Origin of the sequence: Aquimarina sp. AU119, from assembly GCF_900312735.1 — a bacterium.
Lineage (GTDB): Bacteria > Bacteroidota > Bacteroidia > Flavobacteriales > Flavobacteriaceae > Aquimarina > Aquimarina algiphila.
The window spans coordinates 367,742-394,007 of sequence record NZ_OMPF01000013.1 but is presented as its reverse complement, the minus strand read 5'-3'; the positions used below and the strand labels follow the sequence as shown (position 1 = coordinate 394,007).

The 26,266-nt window shown below is 32.9% G+C and carries 22 protein-coding genes; 15 read left to right on the top strand and 7 right to left on the bottom strand.

Translation table 11 applies throughout. From position 1 onward, the window contains the following. The first annotated feature begins 229 nt into the window (after positions 1–229). The 4 genes from DK442_RS10230 (at position 230) to DK442_RS10215 (ending at position 5,699) form a co-directional block, all read left to right on the top strand. Positions 230–1,456: a hypothetical protein gene (locus DK442_RS10230; RefSeq protein WP_109435765.1), complete on the top strand. Its 1,227-nt coding sequence runs from the start codon at positions 230–232 to the stop codon at positions 1,454–1,456. 273 nt (positions 1,457–1,729) lie between these two features. Further along, positions 1,730–2,458 carry a LytTR family DNA-binding domain-containing protein gene (locus DK442_RS10225; RefSeq protein ID WP_109435764.1) on the top strand — a complete coding sequence of 243 codons (729 nt, stop codon included), beginning with the start codon at positions 1,730–1,732 and terminating at the stop codon, positions 2,456–2,458. A 1-nt stretch (position 2,459) separates the two neighbouring features. Continuing rightward, positions 2,460–4,397, top strand: a complete 1,938-nt coding sequence (locus DK442_RS10220) for a tetratricopeptide repeat protein (protein WP_109435763.1) — start codon at positions 2,460–2,462, stop codon at positions 4,395–4,397. Between the two features lie 126 nt (positions 4,398–4,523). After that, the gene (locus tag DK442_RS10215; protein ID WP_109435762.1) at positions 4,524–5,699 is read left to right on the top strand and encodes a hypothetical protein; all 1,176 of its coding nucleotides are present in this window, start codon (positions 4,524–4,526) and stop codon (positions 5,697–5,699) included. A gap of 64 nt (positions 5,700–5,763) precedes the next feature. Here DK442_RS10215 and DK442_RS28175 read toward each other — a convergent pair whose 3' ends face one another. From DK442_RS28175 to DK442_RS10195, 5 genes are all read right to left on the bottom strand, one after another. Next, positions 5,764–5,928 carry a hypothetical protein gene (locus DK442_RS28175; RefSeq protein ID WP_160114115.1) on the bottom strand — a complete coding sequence of 55 codons (165 nt, stop codon included), beginning with the start codon at positions 5,926–5,928 and terminating at the stop codon, positions 5,764–5,766. A 190-nt stretch (positions 5,929–6,118) separates the two neighbouring features. Further along, positions 6,119–9,619, bottom strand: coding sequence for an efflux RND transporter permease subunit (locus DK442_RS10210; protein WP_109435761.1), 3,501 nt, complete (start codon positions 9,617–9,619; stop codon positions 6,119–6,121). Between the two features lie 8 nt (positions 9,620–9,627). Continuing rightward, entirely contained in the window at positions 9,628–10,794 is a 1,167-nt protein-coding gene (locus tag DK442_RS10205; RefSeq protein WP_109435760.1) for an efflux RND transporter periplasmic adaptor subunit, read from the bottom strand. Positions 10,795–10,801: 7 nt separating this feature from the next. Continuing rightward, complete coding sequence (locus tag DK442_RS10200; protein WP_109435759.1) at positions 10,802–12,166, bottom strand: TolC family protein; 1,365 nt, start codon at positions 12,164–12,166, stop codon at positions 10,802–10,804. A 2-nt stretch (positions 12,167–12,168) separates the two neighbouring features. Continuing rightward, positions 12,169–12,768 carry a TetR/AcrR family transcriptional regulator gene (locus DK442_RS10195; protein WP_109435758.1) on the bottom strand — a complete coding sequence of 200 codons (600 nt, stop codon included), beginning with the start codon at positions 12,766–12,768 and terminating at the stop codon, positions 12,169–12,171. A 195-nt stretch (positions 12,769–12,963) separates the two neighbouring features. Between DK442_RS10195 and DK442_RS10190 the strand changes: the two genes are divergently transcribed. From DK442_RS10190 to DK442_RS10180, 3 genes are read left to right on the top strand one after another with little or no spacing between them, the layout of a single operon-like run. Beyond that, entirely contained in the window at positions 12,964–13,938 is a 975-nt protein-coding gene (locus DK442_RS10190; protein WP_109435757.1) for a polyprenyl synthetase family protein, read from the top strand. Further along, a complete protein-coding gene (locus DK442_RS10185; protein WP_109435756.1) occupies positions 13,931–14,284 on the top strand; it encodes a hypothetical protein in 354 nt (117 codons plus the stop codon). Before DK442_RS10190 ends, DK442_RS10185 begins: the two co-directional genes overlap by 8 nt. A gap of 14 nt (positions 14,285–14,298) precedes the next feature. Further along, positions 14,299–14,925: a hypothetical protein gene (locus tag DK442_RS10180; RefSeq protein ID WP_160114114.1), complete on the top strand. Its 627-nt coding sequence runs from the start codon at positions 14,299–14,301 to the stop codon at positions 14,923–14,925. An 18-nt stretch (positions 14,926–14,943) separates the two neighbouring features. Here DK442_RS10180 and DK442_RS10175 read toward each other — a convergent pair whose 3' ends face one another. After that, the gene (locus DK442_RS10175) at positions 14,944–15,342 is read right to left on the bottom strand and encodes a hypothetical protein (protein WP_109435754.1); all 399 of its coding nucleotides are present in this window, start codon (positions 15,340–15,342) and stop codon (positions 14,944–14,946) included. Positions 15,343–15,865: 523 nt separating this feature from the next. Between DK442_RS10175 and DK442_RS10170 the strand changes: the two genes are divergently transcribed. Further along, positions 15,866–17,146: a hypothetical protein gene (locus tag DK442_RS10170; protein WP_109435753.1), complete on the top strand. Its 1,281-nt coding sequence runs from the start codon at positions 15,866–15,868 to the stop codon at positions 17,144–17,146. Between the two features lie 56 nt (positions 17,147–17,202). On the opposite strand, the gene DK442_RS10165 is transcribed toward DK442_RS10170, so the two are convergent. Next, positions 17,203–17,742, bottom strand: coding sequence for an alpha-ketoglutarate decarboxylase (locus DK442_RS10165; protein ID WP_235010938.1), 540 nt, complete (start codon positions 17,740–17,742; stop codon positions 17,203–17,205). Between the two features lie 114 nt (positions 17,743–17,856). Between DK442_RS10165 and DK442_RS10160 the strand changes: the two genes are divergently transcribed. The 7 genes from DK442_RS10160 to bshB1 all read left to right on the top strand — a co-directional run bounded on the left by DK442_RS10160 (position 17,857) and on the right by bshB1 (position 26,249). Beyond that, on the top strand, positions 17,857–20,628 hold the full coding sequence (locus tag DK442_RS10160; RefSeq protein WP_109435752.1) for a 2-oxoglutarate dehydrogenase E1 component: 2,772 nt from the start codon (positions 17,857–17,859) through the stop codon (positions 20,626–20,628). A 70-nt stretch (positions 20,629–20,698) separates the two neighbouring features. After that, a complete protein-coding gene (gene odhB / locus DK442_RS10155; protein ID WP_109435751.1) occupies positions 20,699–21,919 on the top strand; it encodes a 2-oxoglutarate dehydrogenase complex dihydrolipoyllysine-residue succinyltransferase in 1,221 nt (406 codons plus the stop codon). Between the two features lie 290 nt (positions 21,920–22,209). After that, on the top strand, positions 22,210–22,959 hold the full coding sequence (locus tag DK442_RS10150; protein WP_109435750.1) for an SDR family NAD(P)-dependent oxidoreductase: 750 nt from the start codon (positions 22,210–22,212) through the stop codon (positions 22,957–22,959). Between the two features lie 124 nt (positions 22,960–23,083). Continuing rightward, positions 23,084–23,389, top strand: coding sequence for a carboxymuconolactone decarboxylase family protein (locus tag DK442_RS10145; protein ID WP_109435749.1), 306 nt, complete (start codon positions 23,084–23,086; stop codon positions 23,387–23,389). Then, positions 23,389–24,438: an NAD(P)/FAD-dependent oxidoreductase gene (locus DK442_RS10140; RefSeq protein ID WP_109435748.1), complete on the top strand. Its 1,050-nt coding sequence runs from the start codon at positions 23,389–23,391 to the stop codon at positions 24,436–24,438. Before DK442_RS10145 ends, DK442_RS10140 begins: the two co-directional genes overlap by 1 nt. Positions 24,439–24,553: 115 nt before the next feature. Next, positions 24,554–25,435 carry an AraC family transcriptional regulator gene (locus DK442_RS10135; RefSeq protein ID WP_109435747.1) on the top strand — a complete coding sequence of 294 codons (882 nt, stop codon included), beginning with the start codon at positions 24,554–24,556 and terminating at the stop codon, positions 25,433–25,435. Between the two features lie 97 nt (positions 25,436–25,532). Continuing rightward, positions 25,533–26,249, top strand: a complete 717-nt coding sequence (gene bshB1, locus DK442_RS10130; RefSeq protein ID WP_109435746.1) for a bacillithiol biosynthesis deacetylase BshB1 — start codon at positions 25,533–25,535, stop codon at positions 26,247–26,249. Positions 26,250–26,266 lie beyond the last annotated feature (17 nt).

The window sequence follows — 26,266 nt, the reverse complement described above, 5'->3', positions numbered from 1 at the left end:
CCGCAAGATTTTGCGGCGTTTTTTTTAGATATTATGTTTTCCTTCGTTAATAAATTAAATTTCTATAAAGTATACTGTTTTATTTTTTTAATCACTCTGATATTTAACTGCTAAAATTAACCACCTCTTCTTTTTGATCATTCACCAAGAAAACTATACGATTTACCATATTGATTTTGCCTATGTTTTTGTAGAAGATAAGTTTGTGCAGATAAAATAATATAATATCATGAATAGTATATGTAAAGCAGGCGCATTTTTATTAATTAGTCTATGTATTGGGTGTAGTTCTGATGATGATAATCAGGATTCTGAACTGAATAACCCAGTAGAAATAGATTTAACAGAAGCAAACCTAAATGATTTTAAGTTTACTGAGGTCGAATATACCAATATAGAAATACGACAACCAGAAATTGTAGATGGAAAAGAAAAGACTTCAGGTGAGATTATTGTTACAGTTCCAGCAACTTCTAATAATCTTAGTTTTAGTCTAGCTTCAGTTAATTTTGATGAATCTAAGTTTGAAATATCTCCTGCAGTTGGATTAGTACAATCCTATTCATTAGGAAGTTCTATTACCTATACGATTACCTCACTGCAAGATCCAGAGAAAAGTATTCATTATCTGGTTTCTGTAATAAAAGAAGATGCCCCAATTGAAGATCAGTTAAAGATTACGGGTTTTAAATTCGAAAAAAGTAAAAACCCAGATTTGCCTTCAGATATTGAAACAAAGAAGATAATAGAATACCCTGGCAGTACAAGTGGTAACGCAATATTTATCTTAGTTCCGATTGGAACAGATTTAACAGATCTGGTTCCTACTGTAGATTTTGAAGGAGAAGAATTGCAGCATAAACAAGGAGATGGAGATTTCATTACATATCCAGAAGCAGATCTGAGGATTAATTTTACTAGTGACTACGACATTGGAAGATTTGAAGATAGAAATGAGTTTAGACTATTAGTCAAAAATTCAGAGTCTCAGAAGATATATCGGGTAATTGTAGATGTAGAAAACCCAATCGAATTACGACAAGGTTCGATATTGACAACGAATTTGGAACAAGATAGAGGAATCATACGATTTGATACCAGCGCTGAGGTTTTTGATTATAGAAATAGAGGCAATCATCCAATAGAGATAAATCTTCAGGCAAGTGACTATATAGATAACACGGCAGACGGTATAGGAAATATATATACTGCTTTTTTAGGAGTAAGAGACCCTTTACAAGGATCTCGTATAATGCCAGGAGAACAAGGAAAGATGAATATTAGTGTTAATACAGATGGAGCGGCAATTGGAGATTATGATGTGGATATTATATTTTCTCCTAAATATGATGTAAATCGGGCAAGAATTAACGATATCATTGATGATCTAAATCCAATAGAAGACATATTCAATACTGTAGTGTTTAATATTAAAACAACAATTGTACCTAGGTAGTTTAGTAGCTGCTGTAATTTAGAGACTAATCAATTAAAGAATGTACTAATAAAAGTTATAAATAGGAAGTATCAAAGAGATTAAACTTTATGGTTTCATCTCTTTGATATGAATATATGAGATATACCAAGAATGATTCCCCAAGTTAAACCTAAGTTTGATTGATTATAATAAGTTTATAATCGATTTTACCAACCTGTAAACATTAATATTTTTTTAATAATTACAGGTTGGTATTTAAATAGCTTTGTGCTCAAAGTTAATAAGGTGTTTATGGTAAACAATAAAAAAGTATTAATAGTCGAGGATGAGTTTTCCATTGCATTGGATATTAAAATTAGTTTAGAAAAACTAGGATATGTTATTATAGGGATTGCTGGCAGTTATAACGAAGCGATAAAATATACAGAAGAGGCAATACCTGATATTGTGGTCATGGATATTAATATTTCGGGAGACAAAAACGGTATTGTAGCAGCAGAAGAGATCTACAAAAGGTATAAAATTCCAATTGTTTTTCTTACCGCTTATGGAGATAACAGTACCTTTAAAGAAGCATTACAATCTAAACCTTTTGGGTTTTTATTAAAACCTTTTAATATAAAAGAATTGTCCTTTGCAATACAAATAGCATTACAAAAGCAGTTAGAAAACAAGACTTCCAAAGCTGTTACATTCGGTGCCAAAGTATCAGACACTTTATTTGTAAAAGATAAATCTCAGTTGATAAGCGTTAAGATAAGTGAAATTTTGTGGGTTGAAGCTATGGATAACTATTCTCAAGTTATTACAAAAGAAAAAAAGATTGTAGTTAATATGTTTTTGAAAGAGTTCTATGAAAAAGTGCCGCAAGATAGATTTTTGAGGATTCATAGATCTTATCTTATTGCATTGGATAAAATCGATAAAATAGAAAATAGGTTTGTTTTTATTGGAGATAAAAATATACCAATAAGCAAAGCATATAAAAGTCAATTGATAGAGCGATTAGATATTATATAAAATGAAGAAAATAATACATTTTTTAAGGCAGTATGGTTGCCTGTTTTTATTGTTTTTTTATGTTTCACTTACAGCGCAAACCGATAGTTTGGAGCAAAAATTGGCAGTAGCTTCTAAAAAGGAAAAAATTGAATTATATAAACAATTAACCAATAAATACAGTAAAATAAGCGTAGACAGAGCTATTGATTATGCAAAGCAAGGATTAGAACTGGTAAAAAATGAAAACAATAAAAACACAGGTTTTTTTTATATACGGTTAGGGAAGTTTTACAATGACAAATCTGATCATGAAAACGCATTATTATACTATACTAAAGCATTAGAGGTTTCAAAAAAGCTAAAATATGAACTAGGGATTGGCAAGTGTTATCAAAATATAGGGGTAGTTCATATACGTATGGGAGAGTATGAAACAGCGCTTGATTATTATCTAAAGGCACTTAAGATATATGAAAAAAGTAAGGAGGAAAATCTTATCGTAGCAATAACCAATAACCTTGGAACTTTATACTCTTGTAGATTAAAAGATGATGACAATGCAACTATATATTATGAAAAAGCATTAGAGTTATCTCATGAGTCAGGTAATCAGGAGTATAGGGCTTATGTTTTAGGCAATGTAAGTGAAATGTATATGCGCCAAAAACGTTTTGACAAAGCTAAAAAAACGTTGACAGAAGCATTTAAAATTGCAGAGGAAACAAATTATTTAGATCTAATGATAGGTTCGTTAAATAATTTGTCACAGATAAGTATAGATGAAGAAAAATATGAAGAAGCGCTAATACATTCTAAAAGAGCTTTGCAAATGCGTTTGGATTCGGGGTATTCTGAGGATAATACGCTAGCATATTTAACACTAGCAAATATTTATGAAAAACTCGGGGATCTTAGAACTGCAGGATTACATTATGATAAAGCTTTGTCGGTTGGGAAAAAAATAGGGGCTTTACCTCAATTATCAAGAGTGTATGGTGCTTTACATGAATATGCAAATAGAAAAAAGGAACACCAGAAAAGTTATGAATATCTATTAAAGTACAATGAGATTAAAGATTCTTTATTTACTAAAGAAAAAGATAAACAATTAAAAGAAGTACAGGCAAAATTTGATTTAGAAAACAAAGAGAAAGAAGTGCTGTTACTAACTAATGAAAATCAAATAAAGGAATTAGAAAACAAGAATCAGCGTACAACTCAAATTATATTAATAACAGGACTAGTTGCATTAACAATAATAGTATTAACACTATTCTATGCGTATAAGAATAAACAAAAGACGAATAAAGTTCTTGCAAAAAAGAATAAACAAATCTCTCAAACCTTAAAAGATCGCGAAATATTATTAAAAGAAGTACATCATAGGGTGAAAAATAATTTACAGATCGTATCTAGCTTATTAAGGCTTCAGCATAAATTTGGAGATCACAAGAGCTCTTTTGAGATTTTACAAGAAATTCAGGATAAAATACAAGCAATGGCTATTATTCATGAAAGATTATATAAATCCAGTGATTTGTCGTTGATTAATTTACAAACCTATCTGGATAACTTACTTACATACTTTAATACCAGTTATGATCTTCCAGAGCAAAATATAACAATAACAACAGCTATAGATAATATTAATCTTGATATGGATTATTTGGTTCCTTGCGGTTTGATTGTGAATGAAATTATAGCCAATAGTATCAAATATGCATTTCAAGAAGATACTAGCGGGCGAATTAATATAGAAGCTTCTAAAAATCATGATACATGTATGCTTAAAATACAAGATACAGGTGTTGGTTTTCCAAAAGATTTTAAAATAGAAGATAGCAAGTCTTTGGGGATGCAACTTATACAAGGGTTAACCAAGCAGATTAATGGAACTGTCGAAATTTTTTCGAATCCTGGAGCATGTTATACTATAACTTTTGATATAAAAGAATAATTGCAAAAAAAATGGATTTACCTATTGTTTTAGAGCATTCACCATATAAATGATATACAATACCATATTAATTTAGAAATGCTTTAGCAACTTGATAGATTTACTCGTAATTTTTAAAAAGAAGTAATGAGAAATAATATTAAATTGTTGAATATAGGAGGTGTAATATTTTCTATTTTTTTAATGATGAATTGTAATTCTAGCGATGATGATTCTACACCGCCACCAGAATCAGAGATTAATCTTGAAGAAGCTAAACTTTCAGGTTTTCCATTATTCGGAATAGAACCCGTCTCCATAGATATTGTAGATCCAGAAATTGTTGACAATAAAGAAGTGAACCCTGGAGAAATTAAGATTACCTTGGCTAGTTCAATACTTTCTTTAGAAGGTATAAGTGTTTCCATCACATCAGAAGAACTTAATTTAAGTAAGTTTAGTATCTCACCAGGAAATGATGTGCGGTTGTCTTTTGAAGATCAAAAAGTGCATGTATTTACAATCTATAATGCTATAGGTGATAAAGAAGAGTTACTACATTATAATGTAAGTATTGTAAAAGAAGACCCCGTTATTCCTGCAACGCTAAAAATCACAGGCTTTGTCTTTGAGAAAAGTAAAAATCCCGATCTTTCAAATGACATTACAGTTTCGAGAACTATAGAAGAATCTGGTAGAGATATTTTGTACGTTTTTGTTCCGTTAGGAACCGATTTTACAAATTTAGTGCCGACCATTACATATGATGGTCCAAATTTATATTATACACAAGATTCATCTACACTACCAGAGGATATAACTACTGAATTTCCAACTACAGATACAAGTATTGATTTTGAATACCCAAAAAGTTTCATATTATTAGTTAGAAATGATAACGACTTTAAAACAACCCAAATAATTGTAGATGTAATTAATCCTGTTAGGATTGAAACTACACCTATTACTGTTCCAGACGTTGCAGAAGGTAGTATTCCGCCTGAAACTTTTAGAGGTGTTACAAAATGGATTAATCAAGGAAATCATCCTATTGTTTTTCAAAGGAGTACAACTTATGAAAACGATGAGCCTATGACCGACCCTAGAGTAGGAAGAGTTATTCTTGCACGTAGAGTTTTACCACCAATAGCATTGAATCCAGGAGAAAATGCAGATATCGATGTAACTATTGATTCTAGAGTTTATACAGAAGGCACATATAAAAGCACTGCAGTTTTTTATTCCAGAATACGAAATCATCAAAGTGTTGATGATTTATTAGAACCTGCAAAACTTTCGATAACGGCAAAGATTATTAAATAATTACTGATATATTGTCGAGTATAAAAAAAGGAGATCTAAATTTAAGATCTCCTTTTTTTATAAACTATTCACAATCACATTCACTAACACCGCATGTTCCTCCTGAATATGGTGGAGTAATAGTGGGACAAAATAAAGTGCCTTGAGTTCCTCCTTTAATTGCGAGGCTTTGGAATTTAGAAATAGTTTGTTTATCCAAATTCAATCCTGAGAATTTCTTTTTCTTCATTATGTAATATTTAAATGGTTAATACTATTATATTAAAGGTAGAGTTAATATGATCAACACAGAAAAATTTAGATTTTATTTGTGATTATTAATATATTCAAAAGAAAGAATAATTGTATCTATAGAAAGGTAGTAAACAAAAAACGCCGTACACATTGTACGACGTTTTTCTAATCAATTTTACATAACACTAAACTGTCGCAGGAGTTACGGGTACTTCTACAACGTTTTTTTTACTGAACCTTACTTTGACTCTGTTCACGATAAAGAATAAACATGGTACAATAATTAAGGTTAAGAAGGTAGCTATAATCAATCCATAGATGACGGTCCATGCCAATGGACCCCAGAAGATTACATTATCACCACCTAAATATATTTTAGGATCTCCAGTACTGAATAACGAGAAAAAGTCTAAATTAAACCCAATAGCTAACGGGATTAACCCTAATACGGTAGTAATTGCAGTTAGTAGTACAGGTCTTAAACGTGCTCTTCCTCCTTTAATAATAAGTTTCATCACTTCATCATTTGGTAATAGATCTTTTTCAGGAACATTAAGTTCTACTTTCTTACGATCAATCAGGAGTTGTGTGTAATCGAGTAGTACTACCCCGTTATTTACAACGATTCCAGCAAGGGATATAATACCCATCATGGTCATCATGATTACAAAAGAGGCACCGGTAATCAAAATACCACCAAATACTCCTATAAAACTCAAGAAGATGGCAATCATAATAATAGTAGGTTTAGAAACCGAACTAAACTGAAAAATTAAAATTAACATAATAAGACCTAATCCTGAAAAGAAAGCGCCCATTAAGAATTTCATTTGTTTATCTTGCTCTTCAATTTGACCAGTATAATCAATGTCTACACCTCTTGGAAGTTTAGGAAAACTAGCCATTTCTGTTTGAATTTGTGAAACAATGGCCGCTGCGTCTACAAAACCTGGTTCTAAACCAGAATATACAGTAACTACTCTTTTGGTATCTCTATGTTTTATAGCACTAAAAGAAGAAGTGTTTTTTTGCGATGCCACTGCCGAAACAGGGATTTCTTTTAGTCGTCCAGTTGCTTGATCTCTAAAAGTGATGTTTTGGTTAAAAAGAGCACTCGTATTATATCTGTTTTCTTCGTTAAAACGAACATAGATATCATAATCTTCACCATCTTTTTTATAAACTCCCGCTTTTTCTCCAAAAATAGAACGACGTAACTGATTTCCAACTTGTCCAGCTGCAACGCCTAATTCTCCGGCTTTTTCACGATCAACTACCACTTGCATGGCAGGTTTCCCTTTATTTACATCAATTTTGAGTTCTTCAATACCAGGAATATTTTTTTCGTTGATGAAGTTTCGCATTTGTTCTGCAATATTAATCAACTCATTATAATCGGGCCCTTCGATTTCTATATTTATAGGGTATCCAGCGGGTGGGCCAACTGGATCTTTTTCTACAGAAATCGCTATACCAGGATAAATTCCTTTAAGAGTTTCTTGTACTTTTTGACGCAACACCTCAGAATCTTTCCCTTTTCGATATTTATACTCGCGCATGGTAGCGGTAATTTTAGAACGATGCGGCATTTCTGCACTACTTCCCCCATCAGTCTGTGGATTTCCTGCACCTTCGCCAACTTGAGAAACTGCAGATTCGACAAGAAAATTAAAGTCATCGCCTTTATCAATATATTCTGAATCGTTTACAACAGCATATACTCGTTGTTCTATTTCTTTGGTGATCGCATTCGTTTTATCGATATCGGTTCCTTGAGGATATTCGACATAAACCACAATTTGATTAGGTTTGTTATCTGGAAAAAATTCAAATTTGGTACGTTGACTACCTACAGAAGCCCCAAACATGGCAAATACCACAAATAGTAATAGAAAAGTACCAATGGTGAAGGTGTATGCTCTCCAGCCTTTTAAGGCAAAAGTTAAAAAACGTTGATATCTATTTTCTAGCCACGCTAATATTCTTTGTTGAAAGAAATTAGCAGCACCTTTCAATACATATCGATATATCCAAAACATAATGGCAGTAAAAATCATTAAACTTCCTAAGCCACGTACAGGTCCACCAACGACCAAAATAAAAATACCTAATCCTCCTAAAATAATACTTAAACGAATCAGTTGTTTAAGAGTAAGTTTCTTTTCTCCGATTTCCATAAATTGAGAAACCAACATTGAGTTGATAAAAATGGCAACAAAAAGTGATGACCCCAGTACTACAGAAAGTGTAATTGGGAAATAGATCATAAATTGTCCCATTACACCAGGCCACATCCCCAGAGGTATAAATGCAGCTACGGTAGTAGCTGTAGAAATGATAATAGGAAAGGCAATTTCGCCAATTCCTTTTTTTGCAGCTTCTATACGAGACATGCCTTCTTCCTCCATTAATCGATATACGTTCTCAACAACTACAATACCATTATCCACCAACATTCCTAATCCCATAATTAAGGCAAATAAGATCATGGTGTTCATAGTATACCCCAAAAGAGATAAAATCATAAAGGACATAAACATCGACATTGGGATAGCAAATCCAACAAAGAGTGCATTTCTAAAGCCTAAAAAGAACATCAAAACACCAACAACTAAGACAATACCAAAGATGATATTGTTTACCAAATCACTTACCTGGTTATTTGTTTTTTCTGATTGATCATTTGCCACAGTAATATCAAGATCCTGTGGGAATATATTTTCTTCTGCATCAGCAATAATAACTTTGATCTTTTCTACAGCTTCGATCATGTTTTTTCCAGAACGTTTCATAACATCCAACATCACGACACTGTGTCCAAATTCTCTGGCATATGTAGTTTTATCTTCTTCTTTAAAGTTTACTGTAGCAATATCTCTTAGATAAACAGCCCCATCTTGAGACTTTACAACAAAACCATCTAGTTGTTTGGGTTGATCTATTTCTCCAAGTATTCGTATGGTACGACGTTGCCCGCTACTAATCATATTTCCTGCAGAAACGGTCATGTTACCATTACGAATGGTATTAATAACATCGTCAAAGCTCACCTTTGCAGCCATCATTTTATAGATATCTACAGCGACTTCTACTTCTTTTTCCTGTGCTCCACGAATTTCAGCTTTTTTAATCTCTTTTAGATCTTCAATTTCATCTTCAAGATATTCTGCATATTCTTTCAGTTTTTCAACAGGGTAATCACCAGCAATATTAATGTTCATAATTGGAGTCTCTTCAGAGATACTCAAATCAAAAACATTAGGTTCTACCTTGGCTCCATTAAAAGTAGGCCAGTCTTCGTTTGCTTTTTCAGAATCTACTTCATCTTTAACCTTTTGTTTGGCTTCTGCAACTGTAAGTTCTTCTTCAAATTCTATAGTGATAATCCCATAATCTTCCTGAGAAGTAGAAAGAATTTCTACAACATTACTTACATTTTTTAACTTGTCCTCAAGAGGGTCGATGATTAATCGTTCTATATCTTCTGCTGTGTTTCCGGGATAAGGGATACTAACATAAATCTTGGTTTCGTTGATCTCAGGAAAGTTCTCTCTTGGCATAGAGAAATATGCCGAAAGCCCTAAGACCAGGAATATACCGATCATTACATATATGGTAGTAGGATTGTTTATCGCCCAAGACGCTAACCCAAATTCTTTATCTACCTTTTTCTTATTAACTTCCATAGTGTATGTTAGTTTAAAATTTTAACTTTTTGACCGTCTTTAACACTTCTGGCACCTTCACTAATAATAGCGTCTCCATTATTAATACCTTCTATAATTTCTATTAGGTCTCCTTGTGTTTTTCCGGTCTTTATGATTACTCTTCTGGCTTGTGCTATGTTTTGTGCATCTTTTCCAGAAGTAACATACGTATATTGATCTCCTTCTGCATTTTCAGAAATAATACTTTGTGGTATCAATATGGCTTTTTCATTTGTATAATCATTGATTTTTACTTTGGCTGTAAGGTTAGGTTTAACAGTTCCTCCGTTTGAAGGAATACCCACTTCTACCATAAAAGAACGGTTGTTTGGGTTAATATAATTACCCACCTGACGGATTTTTGTAGTAATCGTTTTTCCTAGAACCGGGAAATATACTTCTACATTTTTACCTTTAGTAATATTGGGGATATAACGTTCAGGAACTTCGGTTTCGATATACATATCATCAAGGTTGACGATACGAATTAATGCTGTTTGTCCTGGAACAGCAACACTTCCTTGTTCAGTGATAACGTCATCAATAACTCCAGAAAAAGGAGCGTTAACTGTTGTTTTTGCCAATTGACGTTTGATTTGATTTACAGCATTTTGCTGTGCCTCATAATTAGTCTTAGCTTCCAAATATTGTATTTCTGAGCCAATTTTCTGATCCCAAAGTCTTTTTTGACGATCAAAAGTAGTTTTTGCCAATTGTGTTTGTACTTCTATTTGCGATAATTGTTGACTTAATCCACCATCATCAATTCTGGCTAATATCTGTCCTCTGGATACTTTTTGTCCTTTTTTAACATAAACTCGTGTAAGGATACCACTCATCTCAGGATAGAGTACAATATTTTTTTTAGTTTCTACATTTCCCTGTAATTCTAGATAGTGGTTAAACAAAGTGTCCTTTGCCATAATTGTAGTAACCAGCGGAAGTTTTTTTACAGAATCCAAAGCAGAGATAGCTTCATCCAGTTGCTTTAATTTATCAGCAACGGCTTGTTGTTCTGCTACAACTTCTGTTCTTTTAGCTCTAATTGCAGCCAAATCACCTCCTTCTATGACTTTATCGATTGACTTGGCACTATTTTGTCCACATGAAATGATAAGAAGAGAAATGGATAGTATGGTAAGTATCTTTTTCATAATATGGTTAATTATTAGTATTTGGTGTATTTAAAATCGTTTCTAATTCAGCCTTTTTGTTAATAATATCAAGCATGGCATTTAAAGCATCATTCTGTGAAGAATACAATTGTAATTGTGCTTGTCTTAATTCGAAACTGGTGGCTAGACCTTCTGAGTACTTAATTTGATTCTTTTTCTCGATTCGTTCTGCAAGGGTTAAATTTTGTTTTGCAGTATCATAACTTTCTATCGAAAATTTAAAATCACTTACAGCAGTATCATATTTAAGTTTAATTTCTTGTTGAGTTCTTAAAAAATCAGTTTTTGATTGTTCATCTGCTATTTTGGCTTGTTGAGTTCGAGAACTTCTACCTAATGAGCTAAAAATTGGAATGGTCAAGCTTGCACCTAATATTGAAGATTGAAACCATCTCGTCTGGCTGTCAAAGAAAACAAAATCATCATCAAATGCTGAAGTACCATAGTTTACAAATGCTGATAACTTAGGCAGGGCTTTACTCTTTTCTAATTTTAATTCTAATCGTGTTTGTTCGGTAAGAAGGTAGGCTAACCTGTAATCTATATTATTTTCTAAAATAAAAGGTTTAGTGATTACAGATTGATCCATGTTTTTCATTGCCAAACTATCTAAGTCTTCAGAAAGAACAGTGTTTGAATTCACATCTACTCCTAAGGTAAGGTTAAACATTTGCAGTGCAATTTTTTCTAGACGTTCTGTATTACTTAATTGATTTTTAATTTGTAACAAAGTAATTTGAAGTTGCTCTACATCTTCTTCTTCTGCAAGCCCATTTTCAAAAATCTTTTTGGTTTCCTGATAATTTTTTTCAAGAGCTTCTACATTATTTTTAAGAATTTGTACACTTTCCTGAGCAACAAGTACACTGCCATAAGCGTTTATGACTCCTTTGCGGACTTCGAGTTGTGTTTTTTCTTCAATATCATCGCTGTATTGAAGAAAACTTTTTGCAGCTTCAATGCCTACAAGATAAGAGCCATCAAAAATAAGTTGTCTTAATGTTGCAGTTGCAGATGCCTGTTGTTTGGTTCCAAAAACTACAGGAACGAAAGTTCCGGGAGTTCCACCAGCTACCTCTCCTGGGATAAGAGTAACGGGTTGTTTTAATTGATTTTGATAATCTATAACACCTTCAATTTGAGGAAGTCCACTAGCGGTAGCTTCCCATTTTCTTTTCAATGCTTTTGCAACATCTCGTCTGGCGTTTATAGATTGGTAGCTATTCTCAAGTGCAAATTCGATAGCTTCATCCAATGTGAATGAATATGTAGAATTGACTGGTGGTTGCTGTGCCTGTATTGTGACACTGAATAGCCAACCTAAACAAATTAACCAAAGGTTGTTTCTCATGTTTATTGTTCTTTAATAAGATTGTTTAAAATTGTACGTCCTTTTTCTGTGGTAATGCCAAGAATATGATACTCCAGATAGTTGTCCATAAGTTGAGCTACCGGAAATAGTTGATCGGGAAACATTACCTTGTCTTTTATTCCATTGGTACCGATAAAATATATTCGAGATATAAATTCGATATCTATGTTTTTTCTAAAAACACCTGTTTCGATTCCTCTTTTGAGGTTATCCACTACACATTCTTTAAAAACTTCAAATTGTTTTGCTTTTAATCCTTTATGTATTTTAGGATAATATTTTTCTAACTGATATAATGGTGCTGCTTTTTCATTTTTAAGATGATGCATTACAAAGGCCTTTATAGCATATAATTCTTCTATAGGGTCAAAATTTTCGTTTAAAATATCATCAATACCATTAGATATAGTACAGAACAAATGATGAGTTGTAGCCTCTACAAGTTTAGTCTTGTTCTGAAAATGAGTGTATATAGTCTTTTTGGAAATTCCCATTTCTGAGGCTAGATCATCCATCGTTACACTTTTAAAACCTAGGTTCAAAAACAGGTCATTGGCTTTTTCTATTATTTTCTCTTTCATAAGAGGTTGAGCTTGTTTTGAGGTCAAAAATACACATGGAAACTAAAAAAACAATAATAGTTTCCTAAGTTTCACAATTTTTTAACATTGAAATGGGGTTTGGTCATGTTGTGTTAACAAAATGTTTTAAATCAGAGAGGTGATTGGTTTTACTTTTTTAAAAAGTTTGAATTACTTTAGCACAAAAAAATCACTGTGCATACAATTTCTGATTATCAAGGGTACTTTTTAGAATACCTATCTAAGAAAACGATTACTAAAGAACCCAAGAATCTTTATGACCCCATTTCTTATATTCTTAATTTAGGAGGGAAGCGATTACGACCGACTTTGGTGTTAATGGCTTCCGAAATTTTTGGAGGAACATATAAGGATGCTTTGGATGCGGCATTGGCCATAGAAGTTTTTCATAACTTTTCATTAATCCATGACGATATTATGGATGATGCCCCTCTTAGACGGGGTAAAGAGACTGTTCATGAAAAATGGGATATAAATACAGGAATTCTTTCTGGAGATGCTATGTTGATTAATGCTTATCAATTGTTTGAGAATTATGAAGGAGATACTTTTAAGGAATTAGCTAAATTATTTACTAAAACTGCAATAGAAGTATGCGAAGGTCAGCAATATGATATTGATTTTGAAACTAGGGATGATGTAACCATTCCCGAATATATCAAAATGATCGAATATAAAACTGCTGTTTTGGTAGGGGCTGCAATGCAAATGGGAGCTATAGTTGCCGGAGTAAGTAAGGATAATAAGTCATCGATTTATGATTTTGGCAGATTACTAGGGCTTGCATTTCAACTTCAGGATGATTATTTAGATGCATTTGGTGATCCTGAAACTTTTGGTAAACAAGTGGGAGGGGATATTATTGAAAATAAAAAGACTATTTTATATCTAAAAGCCTTGGAATTTGCTAGTAAAGATGAACAAAAACAATTAAAAGGATTATTTTCTCTTAACCCAGATGATCCTTCAGAGAAAATAAGTACAGTAAAACATCTTTTTGAAACTACTGGAGCAAAAGATAAAACGCGATTAGAAATTGAGAAATATACTAAAGAAGCTTTTGATGTTTTAGATGGTTTGTCGATTACAGATGATAAAAAATCAATACTTAAGTTATTTGGTTCATCATTAATGAATAGAAGTGTCTAAAAAGAATAATTTAACATCTGCAAAGCAATTATTGGATGAAGTGGTTAATTCTAAGTTGTATCCGCAATTTTTGGTTCAAATACAGAAAGATATTAATCGAGCAGGTATAGATTATAGTATTAAAAATACCGAACCATTAAAGGTGTTTCATGAAATAAGAGATTTGCTTAGCGAGAAATTACAAAATACATTTAATGATTATATAAATCTCTTATACGCAGTTGATGTCTCTGAAGCAAAGATCAGAAATACCAATTTAGAAGATAGTAATGCCATTGCAGAATATGCTGCATATCTAATACTAAAACGAGAATGGCAAAAGGTGTGTTACCGAAATATGTTATAAAATCCATAAGGCTTATGAAGCGATATGCTAGTATTCTATTTTTGTTCTTTTTGACTTTTGGTTATGGTCAGGATACTTTTGATAAAGTAAATAACTCATATGAAGAGTTTCTGAGTAGATTAGCTAAGAAAGATACGTTGATTAAAAATAGGACTAAATATTATGAGTGTTCTGAAAGCTTTTCAGGAAGAATTGAATTTTACTTTCAGGAAAAAGAATTAAGACTGATACAACATATTTATAAGCAAGGGTTTGGTAATGATGTGTTTTTGGAAAATTATTTTATAGAAAAAGATACATTAAGATTAAAGACTTCAATTTCTGAAATTATACATTTAAACTCTCTTTATCTAAAAAGTTCGCAAGGGTCATCGTCAACTACGATAGAAAAAGTTGTAGAAGTTATCGAAAACAGAATGTTTTTTAAAAAGGATCTTGTTACGGTATGTTATGAAAGAAGGCATGGAGAAAAAATGAGTGAATGGAATCAAGAGTATTTTGAAGCCTTAGCTTTTGAAAAAGGTAAGTGTATTGAAGATGTAGAGGATATACGTTATAAATATAGATTGCTCAGAAAAGCTGAAACAAGATTACAGAATTATTCTAACAGAAAACGAGCTTGTATTTTTCATATGTGGTAATGGTATTAAAACAGAGTATTATAAATTAGTAATAATTTGTTTTTTTTCTTTAGGTTTCTCATAAATAATAACAGATTTAAATTTGTTATTTGCAGAACCAATATAGCTTTTTCCAGTTTTTACATTTAAAAATCTCCAATGGTATCCGTTCTCGGTTTTCATAATTTTAGATAGAGCAAAATTATTGATTGGATTACCAGTATATTTTTCGATAATATGGTTTACTTGTATCGCTATTTCATCAGGATTTGACTTATTGTCAACGATTATAGCTGGACTCTCTTTTTTCTTTATTTTATAATATTTGCTTGTGGCACTGGGGTCTGCAGATAAAACTTCTTTAGGTCCAGAACAGGAAGAGATAAAAATTAGACAAGCAAGGGTCGTTAAAAAAGATAATAGTGTAAAGTTTTTCATTTTCTATAGTTTGTGTTTTAGGTATTGAGTTCATACACTTAAAAGCATTTCTTAGGTGCTTTTAATACTATACAGTTACATAACTGTATAGTAAACACTAGGGGAAGAAAAGTATATATTTATTAGGGCATAAGTCCATCCCAAGGACCATGTATATACTTTGTATATATCTAACGAATATATAATGAAAAACCCTACCGTCTTTGATACATAAGAATTACATAAAGCAATATTATGAGCGTAGAGGTTTTTAATAAGATCCAAAAATATAAAAAATAAAATATATAGAAGAAATTTAGTATTAGTATTAAAAAACACCCTTGTAAACAGAACATGAACACCTCTGTAAGGGTTTCTTGTTGTGTGTAATTTAAATTTTATTCTCTGTTTTGAAATATTAAGCTAAAACCTATACCCCATAAACAGGGATTTTATTTTACCTACAAAAAGTGATTCCTATATATTCTTGATGATTTAGGTTTGTTATGACAATATTCTTTATTAACAAATCATTTTAAATATCATGATAACAACGAAAAAAATCAATGTATTAATCTGTGCTTTTATAGCAGTATTATTTTTCTCTTCTTGTGAGAGTGATGATCCTGAAATTGAACCGCTTAATCAATTAGCAGAGGCACCTCTGCCGATTTCTTTAGAGGAATTAAAAGAAAAATCTTTTGAATCTTCATCTTTCAGCTCTAATAAGGCATTAGGAGACAATATTGCTACCTGGGGAACCGTCGAAGGAGCGTATTTTGAAAAACAAGGAAACTCGGTGTTAGAAAATCCTAATCAAGGTAGTGTGATTGGGACATTTCCAATATCATTAGAGGGTATAAATTATACTTATATTACAAATGTTTCTAACAATCAACTCATTGCATTACCTACTTGGAGTATTAATAATCTGGCTTTAGCTTATATTCAAAATACAGATACTAAGGCTTGGTTACCCTATATGGAAGTTAGATATGCTGTACAACAATCAAGTAATTTTGAAATAGAGTTTTCAAGTCTTACTGATCGATATGCAACAGCAAGATGGGACAGAACTGCTTTTGCAGGTTTTAGATATGACATTTTTTTACAAGGTGAGAAAATAGAAGAAAACTTAAATGATCCTCGGGCACTTTATGTATTTAGAAGATTAGAACAAGATACATTTTATGCAGTAAAGATTATAGCAAAATCAGATGATGGTTCACTACGAATTAGGTATGTTTCATTTAGAACCTCTAAGGCCATTACAATATCTAATTTTGATATGACACTAAGTAATATTTCTACTAATAGCTTATCAATATCTTGGACAGCTCCTGTTGTAACAAATACATCAGAATTAGAGTATCGAATTGTTGTTGGTTCTAAGCAGTTTTTTACGACAGAAACTTCGATACAAGTTAATGATATAACACCAATATCTCTTGATATTCATGTGATAGTAGAAGCCATTGCAGGTAATCAACTTTATAGTACTCGTTTGGCTAAACACTCAGATTTTAGATTGTCGGGACAGCCAGTAGAGGATAATAGTATTTCATTTTATGCATATCAAGCTTCAGCTAATCAAGGTATTGCTAGATTAGAATGGAATCCACCTAGTGCTCCTGATGGTAAAGATTTTAACTATGCTGTATATGTAAATGAAACGCTGTATGCACAATTACCTAAGGATGTTAATGCTATAGATTTATATCTGTATAGTGATGTTAATCCATATGATTCGGTAAGTATACAGGCAATTTTTGCAAATGGTACTTCTGCGACATCAAGATTAACAATAATCACAGAAGAATTTTAGATAACATATAAAAATTATAGATAAAAAGGCTGGTTATTTAGATCAGCCTTTGTTTCTTAAAAAAATACCCTTACAAAAGGGGCATAAGCACTTCCATAAATACTTTTATCATCATCGTATAAAACATCATATCTAATTCCAATACTTACAAAATCCATTCTGTACCCAGCACCAACAAATAGTGCAGGATACCAATAGTCGTCAGTGATTGTTTGGTCCTGAAACTCAATCCGTCGATGTACTCCCATTTCTTCAAATTCAGCGGAAAGCTGCAATTCAGGAAAAGGACTAAGTAAAGTAATTACACTGCCTCCATAGTTAGTACTGTTTCCTTCTTCATTAAAACGATCATTTTCAAAACTACTGTATCCAAAATTTAATCCTACTCCGGCACTAAACCATTCATTAAATTCATAAACAGCCGCAGGTGCAATCACTGCATTAAAAGTATTATTAGAAAACCCAATCCCCAAATTACCTCCAAATCGTACATTAGACCAAAAATCGTCATATTGAGCAGTACCTTTTTGTAAGGAAAAAAAAATAAAAAGCACTAACGTAAGAATTCTAATATTTTGATAACTGTTTACTTTCATTGTTAATTTTATAAAAAATTGTAAGATAAATATAAATAATTCAATACTTAATATACCGTAATTGTTGTATTTTTGTGGCGTTTTATTATTTAAAAGACAGTTGAATACTTACATATGGATAAATATTCATTTTTAAATGCGGCTAATACCGCATTTTTTGCAGATTTATACGATCAGTATCTGCAAAGCCCCGATAGTGTAGAACCTAGTTGGAGAGCATTTTTTCAAGGTTTTGATTTTGGAGTAGAAAATACTGATGGATCAGGAGAGACCATATATGTTGAGAAGACATCTGAAGAAACTGTTACCGTTCCCGAGAATGTACAGAAGGAATTTCAGGTTGTAAGATTAATAGACGCATATAGAACTCGTGGCCATTTGTTTACCAAAACAAATCCGGTAAGAGATAGAAGAAAATATACACCTTCATTAGCTTTAGAAAACTTTGGCCTTAGTCAGGCTGATCTTAATACTGTTTTTAATGCAGGAGAAATTATTGGGATAGGTCCTAATACACTGAGTAATATAATTGTTCATTTAGAAGAGATATATTGTGACTCTGTGGGTATTGAGTATATGTATATTCGTAACCCAGAAGAACGAGAGTGGATTCAGGCAAGGATTAATTTTAATTCTAATAGAACTAAGTTTTCTGTTGATCAGAAAAAACATATTCTTAAAAAACTAAATCAAGCGGTCTCTTTCGAGAGTTTTTTACATACCAAATATGTTGGCCAAAAACGATTCTCTCTTGAAGGAGGTGAATCTCTTATTCCTGCTTTGGATGCTCTTGTAGAAAAAGCTGCAAATCTTGGAGTAAAAGAATTTGTAATGGGAATGGCTCACCGTGGTCGTTTGAGTACACTTACCAATATTTTTGGCAAGAGCCCTAAAGATATTTTTAGTGAATTTGATGGTAAGGATTATGAAGAAGCTGTTTTCGATGGAGATGTAAAATATCACTTAGGATGGACATCAAAGCGTAAAACCGATTCGGGTAAGGATATAAATATGAATATAGCTCCAAATCCATCACATTTGGAAACCGTAGGTGCTGTAGTTGAAGGAATTACCAGAGCAAAACAAGATCGACATTATCAAGAAAATACATCAGAAGTACTTCCGATAATTGTACATGGAGATGCTGCCGTAGCCGGACAAGGATTGGTGTACGAGATTGTACAGATGGCTAAGTTAGATGGTTATAAAACAGGAGGTACTATTCACATTGTGGTAAACAATCAAATAGGATTTACAACAAATTATCTTGATGCGAGATCCTCGACATATTGTACCGATGTTGGTAAAGTAACATTGTCTCCAGTATTACACGTGAATGCAGATGATGCAGAGGCAGTGGTTCATGCTACAAATTTCGCATTAGATTTTAGAATGAACTTTAAGCGCGATGTATTTATCGATTTACTTGGATATCGTAAGTATGGACATAATGAAGGAGATGAACCACGTTTTACACAACCAAAATTGTATAAAGCAATAGCAAAGCATAAGAATCCAAGAGATATTTATGCAGAAAAATTAATTACAGAAGGAATCATTGATGCAGATTATGTATCTAAGCTCGAAAAAGAATATAAAGCATCGCTGGAAGAGGAATTAGAAGATTCTCGTAAACAGGAAAAAACGGTGATAACACCATTTATGCAAGATGAATGGGCTGGTTTTGAAAGAGTACAGGAAGATGAAATGATGGTCACTGTTGATACTGCGTATCCTAAAGATAAATTGACAGAAATAGCAGAGATAATAACAAAACTTCCTTCTGATAAAAAATTCCTTCGAAAAATCGAGCGATTAATTGATCAAAGACATAAAATGTTCTTTGAAAATAATCAATTAGATTGGGCGATGGGTGAATTACTAGCCTATGGTTCTTTACTCAAAGAAGGTTATGATGTAAGAATGAGCGGGCAAGATGTAGAAAGAGGAACTTTTTCACATAGACATGCTGTTATCAAAGTAGAGGATAGTGAAGAAGAAGTATTACTCTTAAATCATCTAAAAGGAGATCAGGGAGATTTTTATATTTATAACTCCCTACTCTCAGAATATGGAGTATTAGGATTTGATTATGGTTATGCCATGGCTAGTCCTGATACACTTATGATTTGGGAAGCACAATTTGGAGATTTCAGTAATGGTGCACAAATCATGATTGATCAATATATCTCTTCGGCAGAGGATAAGTGGAAATTGCAAAATGGACTTGTAATGTTATTGCCTCATGGTTATGAAGGACAGGGAGCAGAACATTCATCTGCCAGAATGGAACGATACCTACAGCTTTGTGCCAAGGACAATATGTTTGTTGCTGATGTGACTACACCAGCTAATATGTTTCATTTGCTTCGTAGACAAATGAAAGCAAAATATCGTAAACCATTAGTTGTGTTTACTCCAAAGAGCTTGTTACGTCACCCTAAAGCGGTTTCATCTGTAGAAGAATTTGCAACAGGAAGTTTTCAAACGGTTATTGATGATGCAGATGCTAAGGCTACACATGTAAAATCATTGGTCTTTTGTACTGGGAAATTCTATTATGATTTATTAGAAGAAAAAGAAAAGCAAGATAGAAAAGATGTTGCTTTAGTAAGAGTAGAACAACTCTTTCCTATACCAGCTGCCGAAATGGATAAATTGATAAAGAAATATAAAGCCGATGAGGTGGTATGGGCGCAAGAAGAACCACGTAATATGGGTGCATTAAGTCATATGATAATGAACTACGACAGCGCAAAAACATTTAGATTTGCAAGCAGAAGAGCGTATGGGGCACCAGCAGCAGGATCTGCAACCAGATCTAAACGAAGACATCAGGAAGTAATCGATTATGTTTTTGATAAGACAAAGAATAATCAGAGATAATTGAAGTTTAATAATAATTATAGATTAAAACCTTTCCAAGGGAAATTATATAAAGGATAAATTCAGAATTATGGCTTTAGAAATGAAAGTCCCATCACCGGGAGAATCTATTACAGAAGTAGAAATAGCTCAATGGCTTGTTGAAACTGGTGATTATGTAGAAAAAGATCAGGCAATTGCCGAGGTAGACAGTGACAAAGCAACACTAGAATTACCAGCAGAAGCGAGTGGAATTATTACACTTAAGGCTGAAGAAGGTGATGCAGTAGCTGTGGGTCAGGTAGTGTGTCTTATTGATACAGATGCACCTAAACCTGAAGGTGGTGCAACGGCTCCAGTTGCAGAAACTCCAAAAGCAGAAGAGAAGAAAGATACTCCTGCACCTGCAGCAGCACCTGTTAAGACAGAAACATATGCAACAGGAACTGCTTCTCCTGCAGCTAAAAAAGTGTTAGCAGAGAAAGGTATTGATGCAGCAGAGGTAAAAGGTACAGGTCGTGATGGCCGTATCACCAAAGCAGATGCAATAGATGCTAAACCTTCTTTGGGAACTCCCGGACTAGGAAGTAGAGGAGAAGAGCGTAAGAAATTGTCAATGCTTCGTCGTAAGGTGGCAGAGCGTTTGGTTTCTGTTAAAAATGAGACTGCAATGCTAACCACATTTAATGAAGTGGATATGCAGCCTATCTTTAATCTTCGCAGTCAATACAAAGAAGATTTTAAAAGTAAACATGGAGTAAGTTTAGGGTTTATGTCTTTCTTTACTCTTGCTTGTGTACGCGCATTGAAATTGTTCCCTGCTGTGAACTCTATGATTGATGGTAAAGAAATGATTTCTTATAATTTTCAAGATATTAGTATAGCAGTTTCTGGCCCTAAAGGATTAATGGTGCCAGTAATACGTAATGCAGAAAATTTAAGCTTCAGAGGAGTAGAGTCAGAAGTAAAGAGATTAGCAATACGAGCTCGTGATGGTCAGATTACTGTAGATGAAATGACAGGAGGAACTTTTACAATTACTAATGGAGGTGTATTTGGAAGTATGTTATCCACTCCGATTATCAACCCTCCGCAAAGTGCTATTTTAGGAATGCATAATATTGTTGAGCGTCCGATAGTAAGAGATGGTCAGATTGTAGTTGCACCAATTATGTATGTTGCGTTATCTTATGATCATAGAATTATTGATGGAAAAGAATCTGTAGGATTTCTGGTAGCCGTAAAAGAAGCGTTAGAAAATCCAGAAGAATTATTAATGGATAATAATGTGGCTAAGGCCTTAGAGATGTAGTCACAATTTATATAGTAATACAAAAAAAGTCCCAAAGGTTTCAGAATCTTTGGGGCTTTTTGATTATAGAGAATTTCATATGAGAAGTGCTATAAAATCTTTTCTTTTGAAAATATTCTCGATAGTTTTTAAAATCTAGAAAAAATTAAAAACAACGTTGTTATTAAATTAGGATAAGTACCGGTTTCCTAAAATTACCATTCATTCTCTTTTTTACACTATATATCCTTACAAGATCAAAATATCTTTGCCTTGTTATTAATCATTTAAACAATTTAAAAAAATAGATTATGAGTAAAAGAGCATTAATTATAGGAGGAAGCAGTGGAATCGGAAGAGCAACTGCACAAAATTTACTAACAGAAGGTGTTGAGGTACATGTTGTAGGTACTAATGACAGTAAACTTGAAGCATTCAAAAAAGAGGTTTCAGGTAATCTGCATACTCACAAAGTGGATATTACAAACAGCTCAGAAGTAGCTGCATTAAATCAGAAAATAGAAGGATTTGATAATCTGGACTATCTAGTAAATGCTTCTGGTATTTTTGGTCCAAAACCATTTTTAGATCACACTGTAGCAGACTATGATTCATATCAAGATCTTAATAGAGGATTCTTTTTTATTACCCAAACAGCTGCTAAGAAAATGAGTAAAACAGAAGGTGGTTCTATTGTAAATGTAGGATCAATGTGGGCTAAGCAAGCTGTAAAAGCTACGCCTTCTTCTGCATATTCTATGCAAAAAGCTGGGTTGCATTCATTAACACAACACCTTGCTATGGAATTAGCAGATCACAAGATTAGAGTAAATGCGGTTTCTCCTGCAGTTGTGGAGACTCCAGTTTATGAAGGTGTTTTTGGAGGAAAACAAGAAGCACATGATGCACTACAGAACTTTCATGGATTTCATCCGATAGGTAGAAACGGTAAAGCACAAGATGTTGCAGATGCGATTTCATATTTACTTTCTGATAAAGCGGGATGGGTAACCGGTGCTATCTGGGATACTGATGGGGGTGTAATGTCAGGAAGAAACTAAATAGTGCAATATTCTGAAGCTGTCCTTTATATAAATATTGTTAGACTTCAATCGATTGGGAGTTTGTTGTAGAACCTTATTTTCAAGGTAGCTTCTATTTTTATTAACTTTAAATTATAGATGTATGTATGATATAAATAATCTAAAGCAATTAGGTGCTTTAGGAAAAAATGCAGGATCTGCTATGAAGGCTTTTCAGGCATTAGATCAAGCTGCTCTTGCAGATGGTGTTATACCAAAAAAATATAAAGAACTTATGGCGGTAGCGGTAGCGTTAACAACACAATGCCCATATTGCCTTGAGATACATAAAGATCATGCTATTGCTGCAGGAGCCACACAAGAAGAATTGGCAGAAGTTACTTTTGTAGCTGCAGCTTTACGAGCTGGTGCGGCAGTAGTACATGGGACTCATTTAATGGATAAATAATGGTAAATAACACCGCTAAATATATTATAGTTGGTGCAGGTCTTTCAGGTCTTACCTCTGCTTATATGTTAGATAAGCTGGGGGAGACCGATTTCCTTATCTTAGAATCAAGAAACCGTATTGGCGGTCGTATCTTAACAGAAAATGGGGTTGATTTTGGAGCTACCTGGTTTCAGAATCATCATCAAAACGTAATTGATTTACTTAATGATATACAGGTAGGTAAATTTCATCAATATAGTAAAGGAAAAAGTGTGTTGGTCTATAATACAATGGCACCAGCACATTATTTTGAGAATGACCCCAACTCTCCATCTGCTTTTAGAATTGAAGGAGGATCCAATGCAGTGATTGCATCACTCGCAATGGTGAATAAAAATAAAATAAGAACATCAACAACTATTTCTGAAATTAAAGAAGATGATGATGGAGTTAAGGTAGTTACGGATAATGGGGTGTTTAAAGCAGAGAAAGTAATTGTCACGATACCACCTCGTATCGCGACACGGATATTATTCTCTCCCGAACTTCCAGAACTGCTTGTAAAAACAATGAAAAATACACATACCTGGATGAGTAATGCAATAAAAGTTGGAATGACATTTAAGACTCCATTTTGGAGACATAAAAACTTTTCGGGGACACTCATAGGTCAAGTAGGAGCAGTTACAGAATTATATGACCATAGTGATGCAAATGAAAAGAAATATTCATTAATGGGGTTTGTAAATGAAGGATTGCGTGATGTATCTAAGGAAGAACGAAAGACAAGAATTCTAGACCATTTACAAAAATATCTAGGGAAAGAGGTTCTCGAATATGTTACATATCAAGAAAAAGATTGGTCACTAGATAGGAATACATCTTGTGATAGCATCAAATCTATTTATATGAGTCCCAGATACGGAGATTCAAATTTTAAACATTTTTATATGAATGGAAAAGTACTTTTTTCGGGAGCAGAAACCTCTCCTGTTTATGGAGGGTATATGGATGGAGCCATATATAGTGGCATTTCTGCAGCAAAAAAAATAATAAGTAGTTTCTAAAGTAAAAACAAAATAAGCATTTTAATTGTTGTTTTTTTTAGTTTAGGTATAGAGGTGTCTTATTTCTATAAAATAGTAATTGTATTTTTGATAGAAACCGTTTATAGATAATCAAGTGAAAGATTCAAATATTAAGATAGAAAAGTACCATCTTCATAAAGCGCATCCAGAAAAACTTCAGTTTGAGGTGTATGATCTAAATGAGTATCGTCAAAAAAGCGGAGAAAAAGCTGCTGTTGCTCATTCTCATAGTTATTATCAGATTATTTGGTTTTTTGAAGACGGGGGAGAGCATGTTGTAGATTTTAAAACCTATGTGATTAAAAAAAATACAATTCTGTTTATACCCAAAGATCATATTCATGCATTTGATCATAATCTAGATGTAAAAGGGTGGCTCATTCATTTTAATGAAAGCTTTTTTATGCATAACGACGTAGATGTTTTTTTAAAGTATAATATATTTAATTCTCAAGAAAACCCTTGTTATGTAATTGATAAAGAAACTGCAATAACAGCTTCTTCTTATATGGATTTAATTAGAAAAGAGCTTTCACAAAGAGATATGTTTGGTTATGAAGATATTGTTCGGTTTTCATTAAAATCACTACTTATAAACTTGGAACGTATTCATCGAATTAAAGGAGATACAAGTCTTCAATTTAATAATCATTATGAACTTCAGTTTGCTAAATATAAAGAACTCATAGAAGAGAATTATGAGAAGGGATTATCGGTTAGCGAGTATGCAGAACTGCTCAATGTATCATCAAAAACCCTAACAACAATTACTAAAAATGTAGTAGGTAAATCAGCATCCCAATTAATATCAGAACGAATTATTCTCGAAGCTAAGAGATTACTTAGGTTTACAGCCTTACAAATAGGAGAAATTGCTTTTAAAGTTGGTTTTGAAGATGCATCTTATTTCGTAAAATTTTTTAAAAGACACGTGGGGAATTCTCCAGGAGGATATAGAAATGAGGTCACTCATTAATTATTATCTGAATACTACATTTTAGTGGTTTATTAAAATGTAATTTTCTTCTCTTACTTATGACAAAGAGTATACATAAAGTTTTAAAATCAAATACATGAAATTAGATATGTTGGCAATTGGTGCACATCCTGATGATATAGAATTGGCATGTTCGGGAACTATTGCCAAAGAAATTGCTAAAGGTAAAAAAGTAGGTGTTCTTGATCTTACAAGAGGAGAATTAGGTACTAGAGGTACTGCAGAAATAAGAGATGCAGAAGCTAAAGCAGCTGGAGAAATTCTAAATCTTTCAGTACGCGAAAACCTTGCATTTAGAGATGGTTTTTTTGTTAATGATGAGAAACATCAAATTGAGGTTATTAAGATCATAAGAAAATACAAACCAGAAATTGTTCTGTGTAATGCTGTGCATGATCGCCATGTAGACCACGGAAAAGGAAGTAAATTGGTGAGTGATTCTTGTTTTTTATCTGGATTAAGGAGAATAGAGACCTTAGTCAATGAAGAAAAACAGGAAGCATGGAGACCCAAGCATGTATACCATTATATCCAGTGGTATGATATAAAGCCTGATTTTATAGTAGATATAAGTGATTATATGGATGTGAAAATGGAAAGTATTCTTGCGTATCGTTCACAATTTTATGATCCGTCTAGTACTGAGCCAGAAATTCCTATCTCTACTAAAATGTATAGAGAAAGCATAAAGTATAAAGCCTATGATTTAGGCCGGATTGCGGGAGTGCAATATGCTGAGGCTTTTACTACAGAACGATATGTAGCTGTAGATTCTGTTTTTGATTTGATTTAGTCTTTATATGATAACTC